Here is a 24149-nt window from a genome sequence, read left to right on the forward strand (position 1 = left end):
TGGATTTTGTTTCGTACGCTCTGCCTGTCAATGGACTAAATTCCCAATCAATAAATGCCCCCTAAATCTGGATCAAGATTCAAGAGGCATTTATTTTCACCCTATGTTAATCAGATATATTCCCTTTTATATAACAAATGTTCTAAAAAAGATCTCTCTTATATCTATAAAAATAAATACTGAATAAACATAGGCATATTATAAATGTAAACATATCTCTTTTTATAATCGAATACACACTACCTATCATTGGAACCATAAAACTCAATAGAATGACTGCTTTTTCTTTTGGACTATAATTCTTCATTATTGTGGCCCCGCTTCTACAACTTGCCAATTGCTTATTTTAAAATATACTCCCAAATCAGTCTCACCAGCTATTACTGCTGCAGTAACAGACAAGGATCCGGCCAGTTCCGCTCCTAGCCCCAGAACAACAGCTGCTAATGCATCCGCCAAAAATGCGCCAGAATAATAATATTTTTTTATGAAAGATCTACTTACATAAATATTCCAAGAGCCACGATCTACTTTTTCAACTATAGTTACCCCTTCAAAGCTGGTTGTATAGAAATCTTCTGTTAATGGAATATCATATCCAATTTCTCTAAGAACCGTTTCCATTTGAGAATCTGTAATATAATATACATCAGAATTAATATCAATGCCGATGCTTTCCAAGCATCTTGTACTCACACCGTCAGGACTAACGACAGGTGCTTCTACTTCATTTGCTTCATTAGCTTGGATTGGAATTGAATAAAATGCGCTTCCAAATAATATAGCAGACAGACCCACTAACATAACATTTTTAACTTTAAATATCATAGATAGCATCTCCTTATCAATATCATTGAATCCGCTTTCTTATATATAATGTTATCATTCTATAAAGAGTAACATCAAGAGAATAATTAAACAAAATGATACTTTCATAGTAAATTAATATTTTTAAGGAAATAACAGATGTTCTATAACAAAACGAAATATGAGTTGATACAGATAACTCCGAATTTAGTTGATTTTGTACAGAATATTATAAGCTAGATAAAATCACCTTAAATATTACAAAGCTTACTTTACTTCTATTCCTATAAGATTGCTCACTTTTTTATTATAAAAAATAATAAATAAATCATTAATTCACCATAAACTTCATCAAATGATTTGAAACTCTACCTATATCAATAAAACCACCTACAAAAGCATTTTATTATTTTTTCAAATTAATCAACCACCAACGCTCTTACCTATCCTTTTGTATCCTTCACTCATGCTATAATTTATTTTTGTAGGATTTAAACAAATTATCAATCAAAGTTGAACAGGACCAGAAATAGATTGTAAAGGATGGAAGCGAATGATCGTTGATTTACATACCCATGAATTAAGAAACTCGCCAGATAGCCACCAAAAATTAGAGGATATTGTTGAAGAAGCAAAAGCAGCAGGGCTCGAAGGAATTGCCATTACAGACCATGACAGTATGGGGCTCAAGGAATTTGCTACGGAATACGCTAAGAAAGTCAATTTCCCTATTTTTGTAGGGGTTGAATATTTCTCTTTACAAGGAGACATTATTGCTTTCGGAATTGATGAATTTCCTAAGGAAAGAATCAATGCCCAAGACTTTATCAACTATGTTCATGAACAAGGAGGCGTCACCATTGCCTGTCATCCTTTTCGCAAAAACAATCGTGGCTTGGAAGAGCGCTTGGCTACGATTGAAAATTTAACCTGTGTGGAAGTCTTGAATGGCTCTACTCTAAAAGAAGAAAATGATTTAGCCATGGAATATTGCACGAAACGTGGTTTTAAACCGACGGGCGGAAGCGATTCACACTTTGTCGACCGGGTTGGGATCTATGCCACTAAATTAGAGGGTTATGCCCGGACGACAGAAGAATTGGTTGATCTAATCAAAAACGGTAAAACTGAACCGATAGAAGTTAAAGGTCCCATGCCATTTGATTGGATATAAACAATCTCCTACTCCTTAGTATCCAACTAAGAGGTAGGAGATCTTTTTTAATATTTAATCTGCACACCATCCATCACATAAAGCAAGAAAATATATTGATTCTCTTATTCTTCTGTTTCTACTGACAATATTTCTTCAGATACATACTCTTCAGCACTTACCTCTTCCGTCATATCGAATCCTGTTATGTCCTCGTCATCCCTTACTTCATCTATAACAGTTTCTTCGCTGTAATCCATTGATGAATCGGAAGGAACAACTGTTTCTTCTGAAATTTCTGATCTTTCTAACACTCCATCTACTGACTGTGTTTTATTAAATTCCAATTCTAATATTCCACTAAAAGGATTTGTCAAAGCATACGATTCTCCTTCACGTTTAGGACTATCCGCAAAAGTTCCGTCCAGAATCGGATCCAAAATTTCCGGAAAATCAGAATAGAAACTATCATACGAGATGGCCTCTCGTTCAAAGAATGGAAGCTGAACCGACACCTCTTCTCCTTCTTGATCAAAATACTCACTAGAAAGACGGATCACCAATGTATCATTATCAGCTACTTCAGTCCTAGAAACAATGGATACTCCCTGATTCGCCAAACTTTCTATTGCTTGATTGTATGCATCTACGGCCTTTTGAATAGGATCTCCTTCATACATTCCATCTTCTGCACGTGTATTAGTGTCAACGGCTACAAATTGATTACGTATATTTTTAATCGGATTCGCAAACTCAATTTTAACAATATCTTCTTCAAATGAAATCATGTATTGATCCATTATTAATGAATTCATTCCCCGATCCACTACATAACCTTGACGATTATGAGCCTCCATTTGTGTAATCAGACCAGATAAATCATAAATGCTATTTTCAGATAAATTAGCTATCCGTAAATTGTCCAATCCAACGATCGGGTTAGGATTTTCCACTCGATTTTGATAGGCAAAAAAGACCCGCAATTTTTGCATGTCACTAATTGGAGTAATATCAACCACCTGATTCTTTGAAATATTCAGTTCTCTTAACTCTGTAAGGCCTGAAATTGCTTCAATATTATCAATTTTGTTCTCATAAAGATGGAGATATTTAAGTTGGTTCAAACGACTTAAAGGACGAATATCTGAAACTTGATTATCGCGAATCGACAAAGCTTCTAAGTTCGCTAAATTCTCTAATGGCTTTAAGTCGGTAATATTTTTAGTCGAAATAACGAATAGAGCTCTTAATTTTGGCATTTCTGCCACAAGCGATAAATCGTCTAAAGTATTTTGGCTGAGATCTAAAACTTCCATATTAGGTTTAAAACCTAAATCGTCAATTGAAGTTAACCTATTATGATCGACATTTAGATATTTTAACGCTGAAAGAGGTTGAATGCCTTTTAGATTATCGATTTGATTGTCAAGCGCATAAAGATATTCTAATTGATCCATCTTCTCTAATCCTTCTAGATCTTGAAGCTGATTATTATCGACAGTCAAATGCTTCAACTGAGTAAGGTTCTTAAGGTTCGCTAACGATTCAATATTATTTGAAGAAAGATTTAATTCTTGTAATTGAGATAAATCAGCCAAAAAGTCTATTTCTGCTAAACCATTCCCTGACAGCTGAACTGATTTCAAATTCTTTAAATTACCAAGAGCTTGATAATCAGCAACATCAGAATAAGAAATCTGTATCGTTTCTAAATTCTGAGCAGCCTCCAGACCCATCAATGATTGATCGGCTACGTCTTGGTCTTGATAGAGTAGAATACTTCGAAAAGTCTTTAAATTCGCCATATCTTCATAAGTCGGTTGATAATGTTCCTCAGCATGGATCAAGGCTTTTGATGCGTCCCATAAATTGCTCGGGTCTTTCAAATGAGCAAGAACTTCTTGACGTAGAATCTCATTTGCAAATAACACCGGTTCGTTGGGATCAGGTTCAGTGGGGTGAGCTTCTTCAATTGTTGTTTCTTCCGCTACTTCCTCTGAAAGTTCATCACTTGTCTCTTTTACTTCCTCGATTAATTCCTCTTGTTCAGGGAACGTTAGATCTTCATCTGCCTTTCGTTCTTCTTCCATTGACTGATTCTCCAACCATTTCTCCTGAAGGACTTGATCAGAGTTGGGTAGAATCCCCGTTAAAACATCCCCTACTAAAAGTTCAGCCCCTACTGATAATTGATTCGCATCAGCTAGATCTTCTACCTCAATTTCAATCGCCTGGGCCAAAAGATCTAAATGATCACCAGGTTGCACTACATATACAGGAAGCCCCATATTCATTTGTCGCTGAATTTCTTCTTTCACTTCTTCCAAGGTTATGGATTTCCCAATCGATTCCTGTTCTTTTTTGATAGCCTGTAAACTTTCTTCCTTCACAAGATCAAGGTTAATATACCAATCTTTCTCCTTGAATTTTGAAGCTTGTGGATCTAAATAAATCGCTAATATATCCACCGATTCTTCGGCATATACAGGGCACAACGACTGTCCCGTACTTGTCACTAACAAAGAACCTACTGTAAATAAAGCTAATAAAGTTTTACATTTTCTCCTTCTCATTTCATCATCCCATCCTCATCATATTAAGCAAAAAAATGCCTTCAAAACGATCATAGCACAACAAATCAAAATTTATATATAGAGATGTGAACTATTAGTTTTTATTATAAATTTTTTTGGTTTAGATCCTTGATCTCTTTCCCCATTCACGACTAAATCCTATTTCGTTACTTTTGCTACTATTACTGATATAATACTGCCATTATCTAAAGGAGGATACGATGAAACTTCTATTACTTTTAACTAGCTTTCTCACTCTTGCCGCCTGTTCGCCTAAAGCACAGGATGTTCTCGAAACAACCGTTACTGAAACAACAGAAAGTAGTTCACTGCCAGAGCAAAATTCTGAAGAAGAGATGTTATTTGAAGTGTCTGTGGACTCGACTGATCCTGAGAAAGCCTACGAAACAATCTACCTTCATTACTCTGAAAAACTAGCCAATAAAGCTGATCTGTTATCAGAAGAATTACTAGAAGACTCTCAAAGCCAAAACGAAGACCATCAAAACCTTGAGAAAGTCTACCAAGAAAAAACGGATGAGCTTGCTAAAATTATGGCCGAAGCCAGTCAAGCATTCTCTCAAGTTAGTATTGAAGATACAGATAGCGGCCTAGCAAATGCCGAGAAATGGACAGACAAATTAAATGAAAAAAGTGAGCATGCTATCGCTCAACTCGAATCGACCTATAACAACCTTACCAGCGAAAATTAAAGATGCGCCATTAATCGCACATTAAAAGCCCCCTATTTAAATAGGGGGCTCACAATTCTTTCTTTATTCAGCTTTTCTAACTTCTAAATCTTCTAATGGAATGATCACAGGTGCCTCACCAGAGTATTCCATGTAATTTTTAAATTCTAATTCCATATTCTCTGGTTCATTATTGAAGCCAAATGAATTAATCACATCGGTTTGTCTGCCAGGCGAGATACTGTCAGATTTGTCATCGCTGAAATAATAATCATCAGCTTTCTTACCATCTACATATAATTCAAAGTCATAGCCTGCACTATAGCTTTCTTCAGTATTATTAGCGATAGTATATTCAATACGTAACACATATTCATACTCATCATCATTATATTTCTCACGTTCTTCTGTTAAGTAAACATCTTCAATGGTCACTTCAATTCCCATATGTTCAAAAGTCTCACCAATGACATCACTTCCTTCTGAAGACTCATCATCTTCTCCATCTTCATCAGAAGATTCTTCTGAGCCATCAGTCGATTCAGCATCATCTGATGTATCTTCACCGGCTAATTCTTTTAACTTTTCTTCTAACTTTTCTAATTCTTCTTTTTTAGTGGCAATTTCAGATTCAATACTTTCAGCATCAGTGCTATCTTGAGCATAGACTGGCATCGTAGCAGCTAGTGTCATTAAACTGGCTAATAAAACTAAACTATTCTTCATTTGGATCCTCCATTGAATATATATTCTGAAAGAGTAATATCATAATGAGCAGGCTCATGCGATTACGCTTTCATCTCAATCATACCATTTAGCCACCAATTTTACTAGGTTCTCTCGTCATCTTTTACTTCTCCCACAAGTGTCTATTTATCATTTATATTAATAGACCATTTCGCTTCTTTCCTAACATATTACAGGATTGTTAAAACCCTTTAAATTTGCTCTTTCTATCGATTAAATCCTCTATAATAATGTTGTTATTACAAATAAAGGATGGGATAAAAACTATGAGGAAAAAATGGTTATCATTTTCTGCCATGACACTCGCTGGCGTTGTAAGTCTCTCTTTCAGTCAAAATGTCGCTGCCGAAGAAATTTTTGAATCTGGGGATCCTACTAGTCTTCCTGTAGAAGTGGATTCAAGCCTTTCTTCTCATAATATCGAAGAGGAAGAATCTTCATTCCTACAAGCGACTACTGTCTTTGAGGAAGCTTCTACTCTTGAAGAATCAACCTATACAGAAGCGGTAACCAACTCTGAAGAAGTTTCCACTACCAATGAAGTGGTTAGCACGAGAGAAGTTGACAGTACGGAAGAAGCTATGAGTAGCGAAGAAAGTTCGAATATTGAAGAAGTCGCCAGTACAGAAGAAAGCGCGAGTACAGAAGAAATCGCGAGTACAGAAGAAATCGCTAGTACGGAAGAAGTCACTAGTACCGAAGAAAGTTCAAGTACGGAAAAAGTCGCGAGTACCGAAGAAAGTTCAAGTACGGAAAAAGTCGCGAGTACCGAAGAAGTCACTAGTACCGAAGAAGTCACTAGTACCGAAGAAAGTTCAAGTACAGAAAAAGTCGCGAGTACTGAAGAAGCTGACAATACACAAGAGTCAGAAACTGAAACGCCAGATTCTGAAAACATAACAGACGAAACCACCTCTGATCGTCCACTTCAAAACCCAACAGATGAAACTGCAACAAAAAAAGATCCAGACTTGAATGAATCAACCCTTTCTTCTGAAAGTAAGGACTCTAATTCAGAATTCATTGAGTTTGCTAACAACGATCAGATTCAAACACGCGCCCAAGCTAGCACAAGCGAATCTACTTATACTGTTAAAAGTGGCGATTCCCTCTGGAAGATTGCTAGTGAAAATCAAATTACGATTGAACAGCTAAAAGAATGGAATCAAATGGATTCCAACTATATTTTCTCTGGCGACAATTTAATCGTAAAAAGCCCATCTAATCCAGCCGCACCTAAAACCCATACGGTTCAATCGGGTGATTATCTCTGGAAGATTGCCGATCAACATGGGATCACCATCCAACAACTAAAAGAATGGAATCAGTTAACTTCCAATTATCTCTATAGCGGTAACCAGCTAGTTGTTTCCGATCCAAAAGCTAGCCAACCGATCACCACACCCGAATCAGATATAACCTCTGATCCTGTTGCAACACCCAATGCAACCCCACCTAAAACTTATACCGTTCAATCAGGTGATTATTTATGGCGTATCGCATCGGATAACGGTGTCACAATCGATCAAATCAAAGAGTGGAATCAATTAACCTCTAATTATATTTACAGTGGCAACCAATTAATTGTTTCCGATCCAAAAGCTAGCCAACCTGATACACCAGAAGCAGTTGAGACACCAGAACCTGTTGCACCCCCTAAAACTTATACCGTTCAATCCGGAGACTACCTATGGCGTATTGCAACAGATAATGGGATCACCATTGCCCAATTAAAAGAATGGAATAATCTTACCTCTAACTATATTTTTTCAGGAGATCAGCTCTTTCTATCCAACCCAAAAGCTGATTCAGCCATTGATCGAACAAGTGTGGACTGGCCAGCCTTAAACGAGTCAATCCAACATTTCAATCAATTAAATGTTCCCTTATTGAGTCAACGTGATCCGCGTTGGGCCAATAATCACTATGGAAATGATGTCTCACAAAGCATCTGGGAAAATGGCTGCGCAATCGTTTCGCTTGCTATGGTAGACTCTTACTTCAAAGGAGAAATTGTTGATCCAACCGTCCTTGCCAATTGGGCAGGACTCGATCACTATGTCTATGGAGCAGGCACTGCTTGGTCCGCTTTCGGTGCCTTTGCCCGTGATTTCAACTATGACTACACCTATCACGGTCGAGACTTTAACGCTGCGATGCAAGCTGTTCAATCAGGCCAAGTTGGCGTTGTCTCAGCAAAAGCAGGTCATTTCACTCAAGGAGGACATATCATGGTCATCCGCGGTTATGACCAAGGGAAAGTCTTTATCAACGATCCGAATGATCGACCATTTAGAAATAATAGTACCCGTGGTCATGAAGCTTGGAAAATGATCGATGATGGTATGGGCTACTGGACTTTCGGCCTTAGAAAAGCCTAATTCATAAATAAATTAAACACCTTTCAGTGAAACAGAAACTTTATAATCAGTGGATCAAGCCACCATGATTGAGAATAGCTTCTGAAACTAGAAGGTGCTTTCTTATTTTTATCACAGTATTCTTAAACAAATGAATCTGCAAATAATTAAAATAACAAAAAAGCGACCCTCAATATTATTACAGACAAAAATAAAGACCGCTATTTTTCGCTTTATATAAAGCAAAATTAACTTTATCTTTTATTTATTTTTCATCAAAAATAAGATAATTTTTTCATTATCTTTTATTTTAAAAAATTTTTTGAATAGCATAATATATTAATTTTATATATAATATGATGTATTAGTGTGATTTACTTCTATGTTTCCCCATAGAAGTAGAGATTTGCTCTTGCAGTGATGCAAGAGCTTATTTAATTTTAAAAGCAGCTAGAAAAATCTAGCTGCTTTTATTAAGTTTCTTAATAAACCATTTACTTCTCACCCGAGAAAGTAAATGCATTCATAATTTGCTCTTGAGCGAAATAAAAAGCAATCAAGAGAGGAATAACGAGAATAACATTTCCTGCCATCACAATATTATGAGCAACCCCTGCTTCCACATTTCTTAACGCCGAAATCCCTACAGGCAGAGTTCTGGCTTTAGCAGTAGTCGTCATAATTAATGGCCAGAAATAATCATTCCAATGCGTAATAAAAGAAAACAAAGAAAACGTAATAATCGTTGGCTTCGCATATGGAATCATAATTTTGGTCATAATTTGAAATTCATTCGCATGATCCAATTCAGCAGCGTTGATCAAATCCTTAGGAACTTGCATAAACGCTTGCCGAATCATAAAGATACCAAAAGCAGAAGCTGACCAAGGTAAAATTAAAGCCCATAGAGTATCAATCAATTGCACCTTACTCAATTGTAAATAGACAGGAATAAAAATAAGTTGAGCTGGAATCATCAGCGTAATAATCGTAATAGCAAAAAAGAGCTTTTTGCCTAAAAACTGGTATCTTGAGTAAGCATAAGCTGCCGGAATACAAGTTAACAGCTGAAGAACTACAATAGCCAGGCTGGAAATAATACTGTTAATTGTATATTGAATAAAAGGGCCTGACTCCCATGCCGTCACATAATTTTCAAATTGAAATTTAGTCGGCCACATCGTTGGAGGAAAAAGCAAGGTCTCTGACCTTGTTTTAAAGGACGTCACTAACATCCAATAAAATGGAAAAATAAAAATCAAAGCCAGCAACAATAATAACAGATAATTCAGTATTTTTTTATGATTTTTCATATGAACTCCTTACTTATAATGAACTCTCTTATTCAGTAATCTGAAATAAAAGATCGTCACAATTGCCAAAATCAAAAAGAGAATAACCCCAGCAGCAGAAGCATATCCCATATTGAAATGAACAAAACCTTGTTCATATAAGTAATAAACCAATGTATTGGTTGCATTAACCGGACCACCTGCGGTCATAATCTGAACCGTTTCGAAGACCTTGAATGAAGACATAATGTTCATAATAATGACAAAAAAGATGGTAGGTGACAACATCGGTAATGTGATCTTAGTGAAAATTGACCATTGACTCCCACGATCGAGTTCCGCTGCTTCATAAATTTCTTTAGGAATCGCTTGTAATCCTGATAAATAAATAATGACATTATAGCCCAATGATTTCCACACCTGTACCATAATGAGTGAGAATAGAGCTGTTTTCTGGTCACCCAACCAATTGATTGGATCGATATTAAACCAAGATAACATGTAATTAATAAAACCATAATCTGGATCTAATAACCAATTCCAGAGCATTGCAACAGAGACTAAAGAAATAATATGTGGCGAAAAAATCGCACTCTGAACAAATTTATGGATGCGCGTATTATGATTTAAGACAACCGCAATGACTAAAGCTAAAATAGCCGTTATTCCAACCTGCCCAATCGTATAAACAAGTGTATTTTGAACCACTTTCTTAAACGTCCGATCAGCAAATAACTTAGAAAAATTATCTAATCCGACAAATTTCATATCGGGACTAATAAAGTTCCAATCATGAAAAGAAAGATTCAACATATATAAAATTGGATAAATAAAGAACAAGAGGAAAATAATAATTGACGGCGCTACAAACAAATATGGCTTAATTTTATTAGGCATGATCATCCACACCTTTCAGACGTTGGTGATCCTGATCAAAATAGTTGATTTTATGAATAGGAATATGAATCCAAAGCTCTTCTTCCTGAGGCATTTCATTATAGAAATCCTTAACGGTTATCCGATGATTAGGAATATCCAAAGTATGAACTGTTTCAGACCCTAGCATTTCTGATGCGACCAATTTTCCTGCTAAAGTCAAATAACCCTCTTGAGGATTATTTTCTTGGCTAATGCGGGCAACTTCTGGTCGAAAGCCAATAAAAGTGACCTGATCGTTACTTAACAGCCCTTCTTGTTGATCTTGGTTTAGACTATTGATATTCACAATATTCATCGGAGGTGTCCCCATAAAAGTAGCCGTAAACATATTTTCAGGTTGATGATAAATTTCATGAGGAGATGAGAATTGTTGAACCTCTCCAAAGTTTAAGAGAATGATATGCGTCCCCATTGACATCGCCTCTACTTGGTCATGGGTTACATATACAAAAGTGGTTCCCAATTGCTTATGTAATTCAATCAATTGAGCACGCATCTGAACCCTCAATTTAGCATCTAGATTAGATAATGGTTCATCCAAAATAAAGACTTTTGGTTTTTTTACCATCGCACGAGCCAGCGCAACCCTTTGGCGCTGTCCCCCAGATAATTGCGAAGGTTTTTTATCTAAATGAGTCACTAAATCAACAATTTCACTCACATCTTTAATGAGCTTATTTCTTTCTTCTTTTGGTACTTTATTATTTTTGAGACCAAACTCAATATTTTCTCGCACCGTCATTGATGGATAAAGGGCATAGTTCTGAAAAACCATCGCAATATCACGATTGCGTGCGGAAATATCATTCACTACTTCACCGTCGACAATAATCTCTCCCTCTGTTACCTCTTCTAATCCTGCAATCATTCTTAACAACGTTGACTTCCCAGATCCTGATGGCCCCACTAATACAGTAAAGGACTTATCTGGAATGGTTAACGTTACATCTTTAACTGCATGGTCTCCACCATCAAAGATTTTACTAACATTTTTTAGTATAATTTCTGCCATTGTTTCTCCCCCTAATAAAGAATAAGGGAGACAGAATCTCCCCTATTGCTTTTATTTGATCTGTCTAAATAATATTATTGTGCGATTAAAGCGTTGACTTCTTCTGCAGCTGCATCCAAAGTTTCTTGTATCTCAGCACCTTCTACTATGATGGCATAATAAGCATCCCCAATAATTTTTTCTGCTTCAGAATATCCTTCAACCATTGGACGACCTTTACCATATTTTAATTGATCTAATGCAACTTGGAATTGAGGGTACTCTTTGTAGAATTCTTGCATAACGTCTGAATCAGCCGCACTTTGACGAGTGACTAAATAACCAGTGCCTTGAGAAGCTGTAATGGTTTGTTCAGTTGAAGTCATCCATTTCATAAATTCCCATGAAGCTTGTTTTTCTTCTTCACTTTGTCCTGCTACCATTACAAGATTAGATCCACCGGTTGGAACTGAATTTTGTTCTGATTTAGGGAAGAATTTTGTGGCGATTTCAAATCCTTGATCCGCAGATAAATCAACCGTATCACGGATATCTGCTGTTGATTGTACGATAATAGCTGCTTGTTGGTTCGCAAAATCTTGTTTAGCCGTATCGGCTGCTGAATCACCTACGGGAACCTTTAATTTTTTCTCTTCATACATAGCTTTTAAATGTTCCGCTAATTTTACACCTGGTTCTTGATTAAAGATCGCTTCTGTTCCTTCTTCATTCAGCATATTACCACCCGCTGTTTGAATCATTCCTTCTAAAGCCCATACATACATATAGAATGACATCCCTGCTGCATCAGTGTTATCACCCACACTATTTACAACGTTATTCCAATCTTCCCAAGTCCATTCTTGTTCTAAGTCATCCACTTTTACCCCTGATTCGTCAATTAAGGTTTTATTTAAGTAAAAGATTGGAGTGGAACGGAACATTGGAAGTCCATACATTCCTTCATCCACATATGAGTTTTCTAATAATGCAGGGAAGAAATCCTCCACATTCACGGCTTCTGAATCGGCTTCAATTAACGGGGTTAAGTCTTCAAGAATTCCTGAACGACTAAATGGTCCCATTGTCACTCCTTCTACAATCGTGACATTCGGCGCATTTCCAGCTACAATTCCCGCTTGAGTAGCTGAATGCAGCTCTTCATAGTTACCTTGATACTCAGCTGTTACATGAATTTTGTCTTGACTTTCATTAAACTCTTCCACCAAAGCTAAGTTCGTCTTTTCAATATTTCCACCAAATGCATACCAGTATGTCAATTCAATTTTATCTTCTGCATTTGCTTCTGTACCATGACCAAATGCTCCAAATAAAGAAAGTGATAATGTTGCAGCAGAAATTAATTTAATGGTTTTGTTAATAAATTTTTTCATATTTTTTCTCCTTAAAAGTTAATAATTGTTTCACGATTCTCAAGTCCTTGATAACCGCGATAAAGCAATTGAAAATATTGCATCCGTGATCCTAACCAAGTACCGTACTGACGATACTTCTCATCCAAGGTGCTACTCGTGATCTTCATCGAACCATCTGTTAAGTCAAAATGACGAACAGTGGGCTGATCCATGACATCAGCAATTTGAATAAAATTCCAATTCTGTATCTTTGTGATACTGTCATTGTGTGTATGGCCATTAATAAAGAATGCTTCTTTTTTATGTTGAAAAATTAAGTCTCGAATGGGAACTTCTTCAACAATCGAAGCCTTATCCTGAGTTGAGAACATGGTCGTATCATAAACAGGATGGTGACAAAAAATAACAACCGTCATCTCTTCATAACGTTTCAACTCCCCTGCTAACCAAGTAAGTTGAAGGTCATCAAGATAGCCACTCCAGTCTGCCATGTTTTGTTCACGTGTACTATCTAACACAATAAAAGCAATGCCCTCATGAGCAAATGAGAAGTAAGGTTTCGTCTGGGTCTGCCCTTGAAACTCTTCTTTCTTTTGTGTATAGAGATCATGATTTCCCCAAACATGAATAAACTCTTTACCTTCTCGAACATCTTCAATGATTTTATAAATCCCAGTGACCTCATCAGGATGCCCGGTATTGGTTAAATCTCCAATTGAGAAAAATAAGTCCGCATCATCTTCAAAGAACCACTTCATAAAATGATAAAAATAAAATTCTCTAATTTCTTCAAATTCTTCTACATTAAGTAGGTTATTAGAATAATGTAAGTCACCAATAACCGAAAACTTCATCCTCTACCCCCTCCATCAAAACGTGCCTCATCTCAACAATTTTTCTGCACATTTGAAGTTTATCATCAGAGTGTAAATTTCATTTTAATTTTATGTAAAGAATGAGCTTTTAAAAGTTAACTTTGTGTATATTTTTTGTAAATAGTCTGTTAATTTGAGTTGAAAATTAACAAATCAAAATCAATAAAAAACAACCACTAGACTTTCTCTAGTGGTTGTATAAACCGATCAAACATAGGTAATATCAATATTCTCTGAAAACAAAGGCTTATTTTCCTTCTCAAAGCGATTGGTGATAATATGGTCGATCTCTTGTATATCGCATATTTTAAAAGAGGTTCGTTTATTAAACTTACTGTTATCTACCAGCACAATTTTTCGATTAGCAATTCCTACCATCTCTTTTTTGGTCAAAGCGAGGTCAGCAGTTGAATGAAATAAACCCGCTTCCATATCCAAGGACATAACCCCAATAAAAGCGGTATTCACTCGGAATTGCTTGAGAAACTCTTGCGTATAATAACCACTACATACCCTCATCCCTGAAGATAGGCCCACATTTCCCCCTGCAAAAATGACTGTTAAATGTTCATAATTCAATAAGATCTTTAGAATATTTAAATCATTCGTAATCACGGTTAAATCTTGAAAGTCATATAACTCTTTCGCTAAACAACAAGTCGTGGTGCCAGAATCTAACAGAATCGTATCGCCATTTTTAATCCATTCTCGAGCCTGTTGAGCAATTTTTTGTTTGTATTGCAAATTAGTCTGCCAGCGAATATTATAATCCATCTCAACATTCTCAAAAGTATTAAAGGTCACCACTCCTTGTGACCGTCTCACTAAATCCATTTTTTCTAATTCTTTCAAATCTCTACGAATTGTCATAGTCGATAAGTTGAACTGATCAGCCAATTCTTGGATCGTAACCGTGGTATGTTCAGATAGAAAAGCTATTAATTGATCTAGCCTTTTCTTTTTCATAATGTGCACTCCTAAGTCTATAATCTCATTAAATTCTACTTTATCATATTTACAAAAAAAAGCCCAAACAAGTCTCTGCTTCGGCTTTCTTGCGTTTTAAATTTTTCCTTGCTGATAGAGGGTCGAAGCGACAGGAATCAACAAAGCTGCTAACAATATCCCCAGAGGTCCGAGAGCAATGGAACAAGTCAGAGTAATCGCTAACGGAATCCAGAATGGCATCTGCATGGATTTCCCCATCCAAATGGTCTCAGCAACTTGTTCCAGAATGATGAGAGCAACATAGATTCCTAATAGAATCCAACCTCTTTGCATATCTCCCGTAAACATTTCAATCAATGCCCAAGGAACAAATACCATCCCTGAACCGATAACCGGAAGTAAATCAATAAACATAATGGCCAAAGCAATCCAAACCCAACCTGTGATTTCTAACAAACCCAAGGCAATTGATAAGAAAAGCCAACCGACAATAAAAAGCTTACCTTTTGTTTTTAAATAAATTTTAATATTATGGTATACATTTGTAGCGAACCGCTGTAATTCTGCTTGATTATTTTGTTTAATCTTAATCACCTCTCGACTATCATATCATGAATACTAGCAAAAAAATCAGTCTAAATATTGATAAAAAATAAAATGAAGAGGAACTATTGCTTTTCATACAAGAGTCCCTCTCTTACAACCTATGGAATTATTTACTCAGACCAAATGTCATCATTCGCATTAAGGAATCACAAGCTAATTAGATTTCCACTTTACATTCTGATAGCTATCGCCACTCCCATCAAATTCGTTCGCCATATATAAACGATCTCCAACAGAAGCAAATAAGACTTCATCATTGAGACTCATCACATATTCTGCCTTTATTTCATTGCCTTTAGAATCCGTTCCTTGAACTTTTTCTGCTTCAATCAATTGCACATCTGTCTCCTGAGGAAAAGAGGCATTCGTTTTAAGTTGCATCATCAGAACAGCCTGTACAAATTCGTTAGCCGTTTCAAAGTTTAAATCAAAATCCCCCTTGGAATTCAAGTTGTGATCAAAATTATCCTGCAGTAATTCATAGGTCCTTTGTTCAACTAAGGCTTGATCAGGTGAGGTCTCGACTTTTTCTAATTGTACTACATGATCTTTTTCTGAATTCAATCCAATCAACTGATTAACATCTAACATCAACTCCTCATCAATGATGGCTAAACCAACATTGGAATAGACTCTGGGCTTCGAATAATTATCTCTCAAACCAAAAGCAAGATCCATATAAGTGACCATTTCAGCTGGTTCTCCCTTTTCATCTAATAAAACGACAGGTTGAATCTGCTGACCGACAACTCCTGCACCGATACCCCCGTCGGCTTCACGTAAGGCTCCCGTTAAAATCGATAGATCCTGATAAACAGCTCCGCGCGCTTCTAGCTTTTCATCTGCATTCACAAAGAAACGCAACCCCTTATCTTCTTCATTATTCTCATAATAATGAGCTAAGTTAAACAAACCATCTTCAAATATTTCAAGAACGAAATGAATCTTTACCTTCATCTCATCAATTTGAATTGCTCCCGTATAGAGTCCAACATATTCTTTCACCTGCTCAGGTGCTTCATAACGAGAACCGTCAGGATTCAAAATTTCACTGGGAATATAATTAGCCTTCAATGGTCCATGATTATGCCCATGATGATCATCTGCTGAAAATCCTCGATTCTGGTCTTCATCATGACTATGTGGATCTTCTGATTCATCATAAGACTCGTCAGCCGTTACACTCTCCTCGAGCGATTCAGCATCCACTTCTTGTCCTGCCACAGAAAGCCAAGTTCCACTTACTGTCGTCATCAATAGTAACAATAAAGTAACAATCTTTTTCATACTAAACTCCTCGTCTACTAAGGTCTAAATCCAGGTATAAACTGGTATTCTACCTTATCTTGATCTATTAGAACGGCTTGATCCTCTTGCTGATCGAAAGTAAAAATTTCCTTCCCAAACAGTGTAATCTGCCATTGATCATCGACTTCTTCCACACTTGGAGAAGCAATCAAATAATACTTGAATTCATTCTTTTCCGTATAATAAATACCTGGAATCCGATTATTAATAAGATCCATCACATCAGCTTGTGACATCTCAGGAGTAATCTTTTCAGTGATTTCTTGATAAATATCTTTCAGATCATAATCTAGCTGAGCTTCTTCTAAATAAAGTTCCGCCACACTATCCGTATACTGCTTTAAATCAGGATGCGGAAAATTATGCATTTCTTCCAAAAAGGCCACTCGTTCTTGCCCTTCTGCTTTTTCTGCAAAGGCTTCATCAAGATAAATAAATAACTGGTTTTCATCAAAAAGCAAGCCTTCAATCGCATGGTCTTCCGGAGCTAAATAATATCCTTCAAAGGGTAAATCACTAATACTTTCTGCTGCCAAAACTTGACTTCCTGCCCCACTTAAAACAATCACTACGCTCACTAATAAGGTCCATAACTTTGTCATCTTTCCACCTATTTCTATCACTAAAAACGCAGCGTCATCTAACGCTGCGTTCACAGTGTTTATTATTTGTCAAAGAGATTATTCAACCGTTGTTTCTTCTGAAGTTTCTTCAGCACTTTCCTCTGCACTTGTCTCTTCAGCGCTTGTTTCTTCTGAAGACTCTTCAGCACTTGTTTCTTCAGCACTTGCTTCTTCTGAGCTTTCTTCAGAACCAGCTTCTTCTTCAGTTTCTGATGCTCCAGCCTTACCCGTTACTGAAATTTTCTCAACGGCTGTTTCGCCACCTTCATATAAGCCCATCGCAGCTAATAATTTATAAGCTAAATCGATATTCTCATAGTTACCTTCCCACATAGCAGCTCCTGCACCCATTGCATATACTGGTACACGTTCTGGCGAGTGGTCAACTGTTGTCCATCCGTATCCAGCTTTTTTGTTTAAGATGCGAGTAGCTGTAATTGAGATTGGTGTATAGCTATGGAATCCTTGTAAGATATCAGATTGACCTGCATTACGCTCTTCAAATTCTAACATGGATTGGTCAAAAGCGTATTTCAATGATTCTAATTCATCAGCAGTAATTAACATCCGATCTTTCTCTTCAGTTTCTTCTTCTGCAGCTGCTTCAGCTTCTGCATTCGTTAAAACTTCTTCCTTGATTTCTAAGTCGAATACAAAACCAAAGTTTTCTTCTAATAATGGAACAACCTCTTCAAATGTCATTTCAGGATTTTCTTCTTTTGCTTCTTCAAAGATCACATCAAATGCTTCTTGTGATACTTTTTGATTATCTAATAAGTGGAAGTAAGAATCGTAGCCTGTTTCTGAGTTACCAATTGTAAATCCACCAGTTGGGTGGTCTGCCGTTACAACAATTAAAGTATCTTCTGGATGCTCATAGTAGAAATCAACTGCTTCTTGGATTGCATCTTGGAAATCAATAACTTCTTTAACAGTCGTCGCTGCATCGTTGGCATGTTCTGACCAGTCAATCTTACCAGATTCTGTCATCATGAAGAATCCTTCTTCTTTATCACCCATCACTTCGATCCCTTTAGCGACCATGTCTGCTAATGTTTGCTCGCCTTCTTCGCGGTCAATCGCATATTTCATAGAAGACTCATCAGCCAGTGATAAATCTTCAGCTGGTGCATAAACCTTTTCAGAATCTGCTGAGATGGCGTCAAATTCTTCTTTTGTATCTGCTACTGTATAACCAGCTTCTTCTAATACTTCGTATAAGTCTTTTTGATCTTCTTCTTCACCCGTACGATCTCCTAAAGATCCACCTGCAAAGTAATCAAAGTTAGAAGCAGCCATTTGAGTTCCGATATCGTAATAATTGTTACGGTGTTCAACATTTGCATAGAAAGCAGCGGGTGTTGCATGGTTTAAAGTAACAGTCGAAATAATTCCAATTGCTTTTCCATCTTCTTGAGCTTTCTCAGCAACTGATTTACTTTGCGTTGTCATATCAGGCGTTAATCCAATAACATTTGAATTAATTTTTGTTCCTGTACCAAAAGCAGTTGCCGTTGCAGCTGAATCTGGGACATAGTGGTCAGCATCTGTTGGGTTTTGTAATCCGATAACAGGGAATTGTGAGAAGTTTAATGGCTGTGCTTCTGCCACACCATTTCCTTCATCTCCATTATCTGGGCCTAAGTAATATTCTGCCGCTGAAACAGGAATGTTCCCCATTCCATCACCAATGAATAAGAAAACATATTTCGCTTCATTCTCATTCACTAAGCTTAAATCCTCTGTTAAAGGACGTCCTTCTTCTAATTCTACCACTGGGTAATCTTTTACATCTTCAGCCGTTTGAGCCGATACTAAGGGAGCAAAGTTCATAAATGCAGTTGCACAAAGAGTCGCTACACATGACAATAACAATGATTTTCTCATCGGTGTTACCTCCATTTTATTTATTATGAAATCAAATCTGAGTTCATTATAATTCACGTTTGTAAATTTAAAGTAAATTTGAGGTAAAGTTCCTGTAAAGATTTACAAAACAACTTTTAAAAGTAACCATTACATATACAAGTGAATTGACCGAATAAAAAAACAGCTAGTCTATTGACCTGCTGTTTTCTATGAGCCTATTTCTTTTTGCGTTTAGCTACTAAAAAGATTCCTGCTATTAGAGCTAAGAATGCAATCAAAATAACTAACCAAGAGGACCTCTCTCCTGTTTGAGGAAGCATTTCATGCGCATAAATCTTATTTCCATTTCCCAAAAGTAAGAACGTTATTAAGAGAAAACTTAGCCAGACTTTCATGAGCCACCTTCTTTCCTTCATTACTATTAGTATACAATATTGCTTAGAAACAATAAAGCAGCTCCTGCCTAGCAGGAGCTACTTTATATTAATGGAATCTACTTTGATAATCAGCAAATTCTACATCGTTACAATAGACATAATGTTCCGGTATCACTTCACGGACACTTGGTTTATCAGTCTCATAATCATGCATATTAGGATCGTAGACTTTTAATTGGACTCTTCGAGATAGAATTGGATCTGGAATTGGTACGGCTGACAACAAGGCCTGAGTATAAGGATGAATCGGATTTTTGAAGAGCTCCTCTGTCTCAGCCACTTCCAAAATACGTCCATTCCGAATCACCGCAATCCGATCTGAAATATAACGAACCACAGAAAGATCATGGGCAATGAATATATAAGTTAAGCCTTTTTCACGTTGGAACTTACGTAATAAGTTTAGAACTTGCGCTCGAACCGACACATCAAGAGAAGAAATCGGCTCATCTGCGATCACTAAATCTGGCTCCATAATTAAGGCACGCGCAATCCCGATCCGCTGACGTTGTCCTCCCGAGAACTCATGCGGATAACGATACATATGCTCTGAAAGGAGTCCCACTTCTTTCAGCATATTTTCTACTTTCTGAAGACGGTCTTCTTCGTTCTCAAAGAGACCAAAATTATAGAGACCTTCAGAAATAATATATTCAACGGTTGCACGGTCATTCAAAGAGGCAGATGGGTCTTGAAAGACCATCTGGATATCCCCGATTAATTGATGTTTTTCCTTGTCGGATAATTGGGTATTGATTCGCTTACCTTTGAAATGAATTTCGCCATCAGAGGTTTTATTAATACCATTAATTGCACGTCCGATCGTTGTTTTACCGGATCCAGATTCTCCTACTAGAGAGAATGTTTCGCCTTTATAGACATCAAAAGTAGCATCTTGAACGGCAACAAAGCGATTTTTCCCCTCTCCAAAGGAAATTTCTAAGTCCTTAACGGAGACTAGTACTTCTTTTTCTTTATTTGCCATCATTTTACTCCTCTCTAAAAATCACGTCGTCCGCGTGAACTTCTTTTAATCGGTCATGTAAATTATGAATCACCGAAGGTTTCGTCGCTTCTGGTGCACGTGGATCCAATAACCATGTCTTAGCAAAGTGTGTTTCACTCACTTGGAACATAGGAGGTTCCACTTCATAATCGATCTGCATAGCATAAGGACTTCGTGGTGCAAAAGCATCGCCTTCAATCGTAGTATAGAGTGATGGAGGCGTCCCGGCAATCGAATATAAATCTTCTTCTGGATCACTCAATTGAGGTAGAGATGATAAGAGCGCCCAAGTATAGGGATGCTTCGGATCATAAAAGATATCTTCAGCTGTTCCTGTCTCTACGATTTGACCCGCATACATTACCGCGATTCGGTCAGCAATCTGAGCAACTACTCCCAAGTCATGGGTAATGAAAATAATAGTAAATTCATACTCTTTCTGAAGGTCTTTTAATAAGCGTAAGATTTGTGCTTGAATGGTAACGTCCAATGCAGTAGTAGGTTCGTCACAGATCAGTACATTCGGTCGGCATGCCAGTGCGATCGCAATGACAATCCGCTGACGCATCCCTCCTGAGTACTCAAATGGATAATCATTAAAACGCTTTTCAGGTTCACGAATTCCCACTCGTTCCATTAAATCAATGGCAATCTTCTTAGCCGCTCCTTCGGATTCTCCTCGGTGCTTCGTGATTACTTCCGTAATTTGACTTCCGATTGTTCGAACCGGGTTCAAGGAAGTCATGGGATCTTGGAAAATAGTCGCTAATTCTTTTCCCCGATACTTCAACCATTGTTTATGGCTCGTGAAATTCTGCAACTCATTTCCTTTATAGACGATCTTACCTTCAGGTATATAACCATTTTTCTCAAGCATCCCAGTAAAGGTCTTAGTTAAAACGGATTTCCCTGATCCTGACTCCCCAACAAGGGCTAAAACTTCTCCTTCATAAAGATCAAGATCAATACCACGAATGGCTGTTAATTCGGTATCCCTTACTCTAAATTTAACCTTAAGATCTCTTACTTCTAAAATTTTATTTTTATCTGTCATTTCAATCTCCTCCTAGACATGGTTCTTAGGATCTGTCGCATCTGCTAAGGCTTGCCCCACAATATAGAGAGAGATAGAAATCAAAGCTAGAACTGCTACAGGTATCCAGAATAAATAAGGTTTAGAAGCAATATTGGTTGAATATTTTTGAATTAATTTACCTAGAGATACGATATCAGAACTTAACCCAACCCCAATAAAGGATAGGAAAGTCTCTGTACTAATGAAGAGTGGTAAAGCTCTCGATAAATCAGTCACAATTACTGATGTTAAGTAAGGCAAAATATTCTTAAAGATCATTTTTTTAGTCGGGGTCCCGAGTGTTCGAGACGCTAAATTATACTCTCGATCTCGCATAATCATAACTTGAACCCGGATAAAATAGGCCGTAAAAATCCATGACGTTAAGCACATTGCGAATAAAAGGTTCCAAAAACCACTTCCTAAAGAATAGGCTAAAACCATGACAATTAAGAGCATCGGAATATTAGCGAAAATATTATAAATCTCTAACATGACCACATCCACCTTCTGAGAAATCCCCCAGAAAGCACCTACGGTCACTCCAATTACAGCTGTGATAAAAGTCGCAAGAAAGGCAATAGACAGAGAGGTCTTAGATCCCGCCCAAACTGCATCAAACAAGGACTGTCCATCAGCATCCGTACCAAACCAGTGTTCAGCACTCGGTTCCACATAACGTGCGGATAAATCGTTAATTTTAGAGGTATCCATCGGATCATAGCCTGAAAACATTGGTTGAATAAAGGACATCAACAAGATCAAGACCATCACCACTAAAAAGAACATGGCTACTTTATTCTGTCGAAAAGTCCGCCAGACAGATTCCCAATAGGAATACTTAGGGGAATCAATTTTTTCTGCTTCTTTTCTACTCGTTTCGACATATTGGAAGGAAGCATCATTAATTTTTACTGAATTTTCCATTATTTATCCTCCTTCACATCTAAGCGAATCCTTGGATCAACTAATGTCATAGCAATATCACCAAGTAAAACAGACACCACACCCAGAACAGAGAAGATAAAGATTAAACCAATCGCAATCGGATTATTATGTGCCAAGATAGAATCTGGCAACATTTTCCCCATACCTGGAATAGCAAACACTGCTTCTGTCATGGTCGCACCTGCAATCGAGAAGATAATGGCACCAGGAATTCCGTTTACAATTGGGATGACTGCATTCTTAAAGATATGCTTTCGCGAAATCTCAGTTTCACTGAGCCCCTTTGCACGAGCAAATTTTACATAGTCAGATGACTGTTGATCGACCATATAACGGCGCATCCACATTACACTCCCTGACAGGGATAACATGGCTAAGACAATGATTGGCATAATATATGATTTCACATTTCCTGCCCCCAAGATCGGGAATAAGTCAGGCATATCAAAGAATTGAGACCCTACATGACGCGCAAAGAAGATAAAGGCTAAGGCTGGAACTGAAATCAAGAGGGTAATAAAGACGGTTCCCAACTTATCGATCCATTGCCCCTTATAGCGGGCCATTAGCACTGCCATTGGAATCGCCATTAAATACATCAAGCTGACCCCAAACAAGCCATTGATCATTGAAATTTGGATCATGGAAGGATCTTGGTTAATGTTTTTAGCTCCGGCATAATTATTATCAAACATCCGCTTCTCTGTCGGTGAAATTTCACTGGTTGGTTTATAATAGCGGGTAAAAGGATTTAAGGATGATTTGAAAGTCTTTCCATCTTCTAATGTAATTTCTTCCGTTTTAGGACGTCCCTGAGGGTTCGTAATTACATCGATTACCGGTTGTCCTGCAAAAGTTGGATAAGAAACTCCCAAATTAATTTTCAAGAAATTTTGGTGAATAAAAGGGAATGTTTTATTGAAATATATTTGATAATAATACTTGGTTCCTGAACCGGTTATCGACCAGCCTGCGGTCTTATCGTGGGTAATTTGATAGCCACGCTTCAGGTCAGGATTCTCTGGATCTTGAACACGCCAAGGATGGTCTAGTTCAAATAGATTCTTATAGAAACTTAGCACTCGTGTCCCAATCGAAATATCATCGGTTGCAAAATAAGCACCTGATACTGGCAATTGCTCCACTTTCCAATCGGAATTTTCTTTTGCCCATTTGTCGACAATCGCCTGATTAGCAGCACTCTCACTATTCGTAAATTCAGGATAATCTTTTTGAATGGTTTCTTGCAGATGTTTTTGACTTAAATAATGATGGTAGCCCATTCTTTGAAAGGCTGTATTTTGATAGTCTAATAATTTATCTGGTTGAGATTTTAACTTCGTAACGGCGGGGTCATCTCGAAAAATTGCGTTTCTCGGCACTAGCGCATACACAGCTACATAGACTAGGGTTGTAACCATGAAGATCGAAAATAGTGACCGAAGAATTCGTTTAAATATATATTTCCACATATGTTATGAATCCTCCTATAATAAATGAAAAAGGCTAATTTCTCAGCCTTTT

Annotated in this window: 21 protein-coding genes; 3 read left to right on the top strand and 18 right to left on the bottom strand. The window is 37.2% G+C overall.

Going from position 1 to position 24149, the window contains the following annotated elements; genetic code table 11:
- Positions 1-306 precede the first annotated feature (306 nt).
- Entirely contained in the window at positions 307-828 is a 522-nt protein-coding gene (locus HZY91_RS08495; protein WP_197115852.1) for a hypothetical protein, read from the bottom strand.
- Positions 829-1360: 532 nt separating this feature from the next.
- Between HZY91_RS08495 and HZY91_RS08500 the strand changes: the two genes are divergently transcribed.
- Positions 1361-1981, top strand: a complete 621-nt coding sequence (locus tag HZY91_RS08500; RefSeq protein WP_197115853.1) for a PHP-associated domain-containing protein — start codon at positions 1361-1363, stop codon at positions 1979-1981.
- 104 nt (positions 1982-2085) lie between these two features.
- On the opposite strand, the gene HZY91_RS08505 is transcribed toward HZY91_RS08500, so the two are convergent.
- A complete protein-coding gene (locus HZY91_RS08505; RefSeq protein ID WP_197115854.1) occupies positions 2086-4533 on the bottom strand; it encodes a leucine-rich repeat domain-containing protein in 2448 nt (815 codons plus the stop codon).
- 221 nt (positions 4534-4754) lie between these two features.
- On the opposite strand from HZY91_RS08505, the gene HZY91_RS08510 reads away from it, so the two are divergent.
- Positions 4755-5246, top strand: a complete 492-nt coding sequence (locus HZY91_RS08510; protein WP_197115855.1) for a hypothetical protein — start codon at positions 4755-4757, stop codon at positions 5244-5246.
- A gap of 63 nt (positions 5247-5309) precedes the next feature.
- On the opposite strand, the gene HZY91_RS08515 is transcribed toward HZY91_RS08510, so the two are convergent.
- Positions 5310-5951: a DUF4352 domain-containing protein gene (locus tag HZY91_RS08515; RefSeq protein ID WP_197115856.1), complete on the bottom strand. Its 642-nt coding sequence runs from the start codon at positions 5949-5951 to the stop codon at positions 5310-5312.
- Positions 5952-6238: 287 nt separating this feature from the next.
- Here HZY91_RS08515 and HZY91_RS08520 point away from each other — a divergent pair, with 287 nt between their 5' ends.
- Positions 6239-8353, top strand: a complete 2115-nt coding sequence (locus HZY91_RS08520; protein ID WP_197115857.1) for a LysM peptidoglycan-binding domain-containing protein — start codon at positions 6239-6241, stop codon at positions 8351-8353.
- Between the two features lie 473 nt (positions 8354-8826).
- On the opposite strand, the gene HZY91_RS08525 is transcribed toward HZY91_RS08520, so the two are convergent.
- The 15 genes from HZY91_RS08525 to HZY91_RS08595 form a co-directional block, all read right to left on the bottom strand.
- Positions 8827-9645: a carbohydrate ABC transporter permease gene (locus tag HZY91_RS08525; protein WP_197115858.1), complete on the bottom strand. Its 819-nt coding sequence runs from the start codon at positions 9643-9645 to the stop codon at positions 8827-8829.
- 9 nt (positions 9646-9654) lie between these two features.
- A complete protein-coding gene (locus HZY91_RS08530; protein WP_197115859.1) occupies positions 9655-10521 on the bottom strand; it encodes a carbohydrate ABC transporter permease in 867 nt (288 codons plus the stop codon).
- Positions 10514-11575 carry an ABC transporter ATP-binding protein gene (locus HZY91_RS08535; RefSeq protein WP_197115860.1) on the bottom strand — a complete coding sequence of 354 codons (1062 nt, stop codon included), beginning with the start codon at positions 11573-11575 and terminating at the stop codon, positions 10514-10516. Before HZY91_RS08535 ends, HZY91_RS08530 begins: the two co-directional genes overlap by 8 nt.
- A 74-nt stretch (positions 11576-11649) precedes the next feature.
- A complete protein-coding gene (locus HZY91_RS08540; protein WP_197115861.1) occupies positions 11650-12948 on the bottom strand; it encodes an ABC transporter substrate-binding protein in 1299 nt (432 codons plus the stop codon).
- A gap of 11 nt (positions 12949-12959) precedes the next feature.
- Complete coding sequence (locus HZY91_RS08545; RefSeq protein WP_197115862.1) at positions 12960-13784, bottom strand: metallophosphoesterase family protein; 825 nt, start codon at positions 13782-13784, stop codon at positions 12960-12962.
- Positions 13785-14012: 228 nt separating this feature from the next.
- A complete protein-coding gene (locus tag HZY91_RS08550) occupies positions 14013-14771 on the bottom strand; it encodes a DeoR/GlpR family DNA-binding transcription regulator (RefSeq protein ID WP_197115863.1) in 759 nt (252 codons plus the stop codon).
- Between the two features lie 96 nt (positions 14772-14867).
- On the bottom strand, positions 14868-15347 hold the full coding sequence (locus tag HZY91_RS08555; protein ID WP_197115864.1) for an AI-2E family transporter: 480 nt from the start codon (positions 15345-15347) through the stop codon (positions 14868-14870).
- Positions 15348-15512: 165 nt separating this feature from the next.
- Positions 15513-16646 carry a hypothetical protein gene (locus tag HZY91_RS08560; protein WP_197115865.1) on the bottom strand — a complete coding sequence of 378 codons (1134 nt, stop codon included), beginning with the start codon at positions 16644-16646 and terminating at the stop codon, positions 15513-15515.
- A gap of 17 nt (positions 16647-16663) precedes the next feature.
- Complete coding sequence (locus tag HZY91_RS08565; protein WP_197115866.1) at positions 16664-17269, bottom strand: hypothetical protein; 606 nt, start codon at positions 17267-17269, stop codon at positions 16664-16666.
- 78 nt (positions 17270-17347) lie between these two features.
- Positions 17348-19177: an alkaline phosphatase gene (locus HZY91_RS08570; protein WP_235991541.1), complete on the bottom strand. Its 1830-nt coding sequence runs from the start codon at positions 19175-19177 to the stop codon at positions 17348-17350.
- Between the two features lie 197 nt (positions 19178-19374).
- A complete protein-coding gene (locus HZY91_RS08575) occupies positions 19375-19554 on the bottom strand; it encodes an LPXTG cell wall anchor domain-containing protein (RefSeq protein WP_197115867.1) in 180 nt (59 codons plus the stop codon).
- Positions 19555-19642: 88 nt separating this feature from the next.
- Positions 19643-20581 (bottom strand): ATP-binding cassette domain-containing protein, encoded by a 939-nt coding sequence (locus HZY91_RS08580; RefSeq protein ID WP_197115868.1) that lies wholly within the window; start codon positions 20579-20581, stop codon positions 19643-19645.
- A 4-nt stretch (positions 20582-20585) separates the two neighbouring features.
- Complete coding sequence (locus HZY91_RS08585) at positions 20586-21656, bottom strand: ABC transporter ATP-binding protein (protein WP_197115869.1); 1071 nt, start codon at positions 21654-21656, stop codon at positions 20586-20588.
- Positions 21657-21668: 12 nt separating this feature from the next.
- Positions 21669-22604 (bottom strand): oligopeptide ABC transporter permease OppC, encoded by a 936-nt coding sequence (oppC, locus tag HZY91_RS08590; RefSeq protein ID WP_197115870.1) that lies wholly within the window; start codon positions 22602-22604, stop codon positions 21669-21671.
- Entirely contained in the window at positions 22604-24097 is a 1494-nt protein-coding gene (locus HZY91_RS08595; protein WP_197115871.1) for an ABC transporter permease, read from the bottom strand. The genes oppC and HZY91_RS08595 overlap by 1 nt, the downstream gene beginning before the upstream one ends.
- Positions 24098-24149: the final 52 nt, after the last annotated feature.

It is taken from the genome of Facklamia lactis (assembly GCF_015863205.1).
GTDB classification, from domain to species: Bacteria; Bacillota; Bacilli; order Lactobacillales; family Aerococcaceae; genus Facklamia; species Facklamia lactis.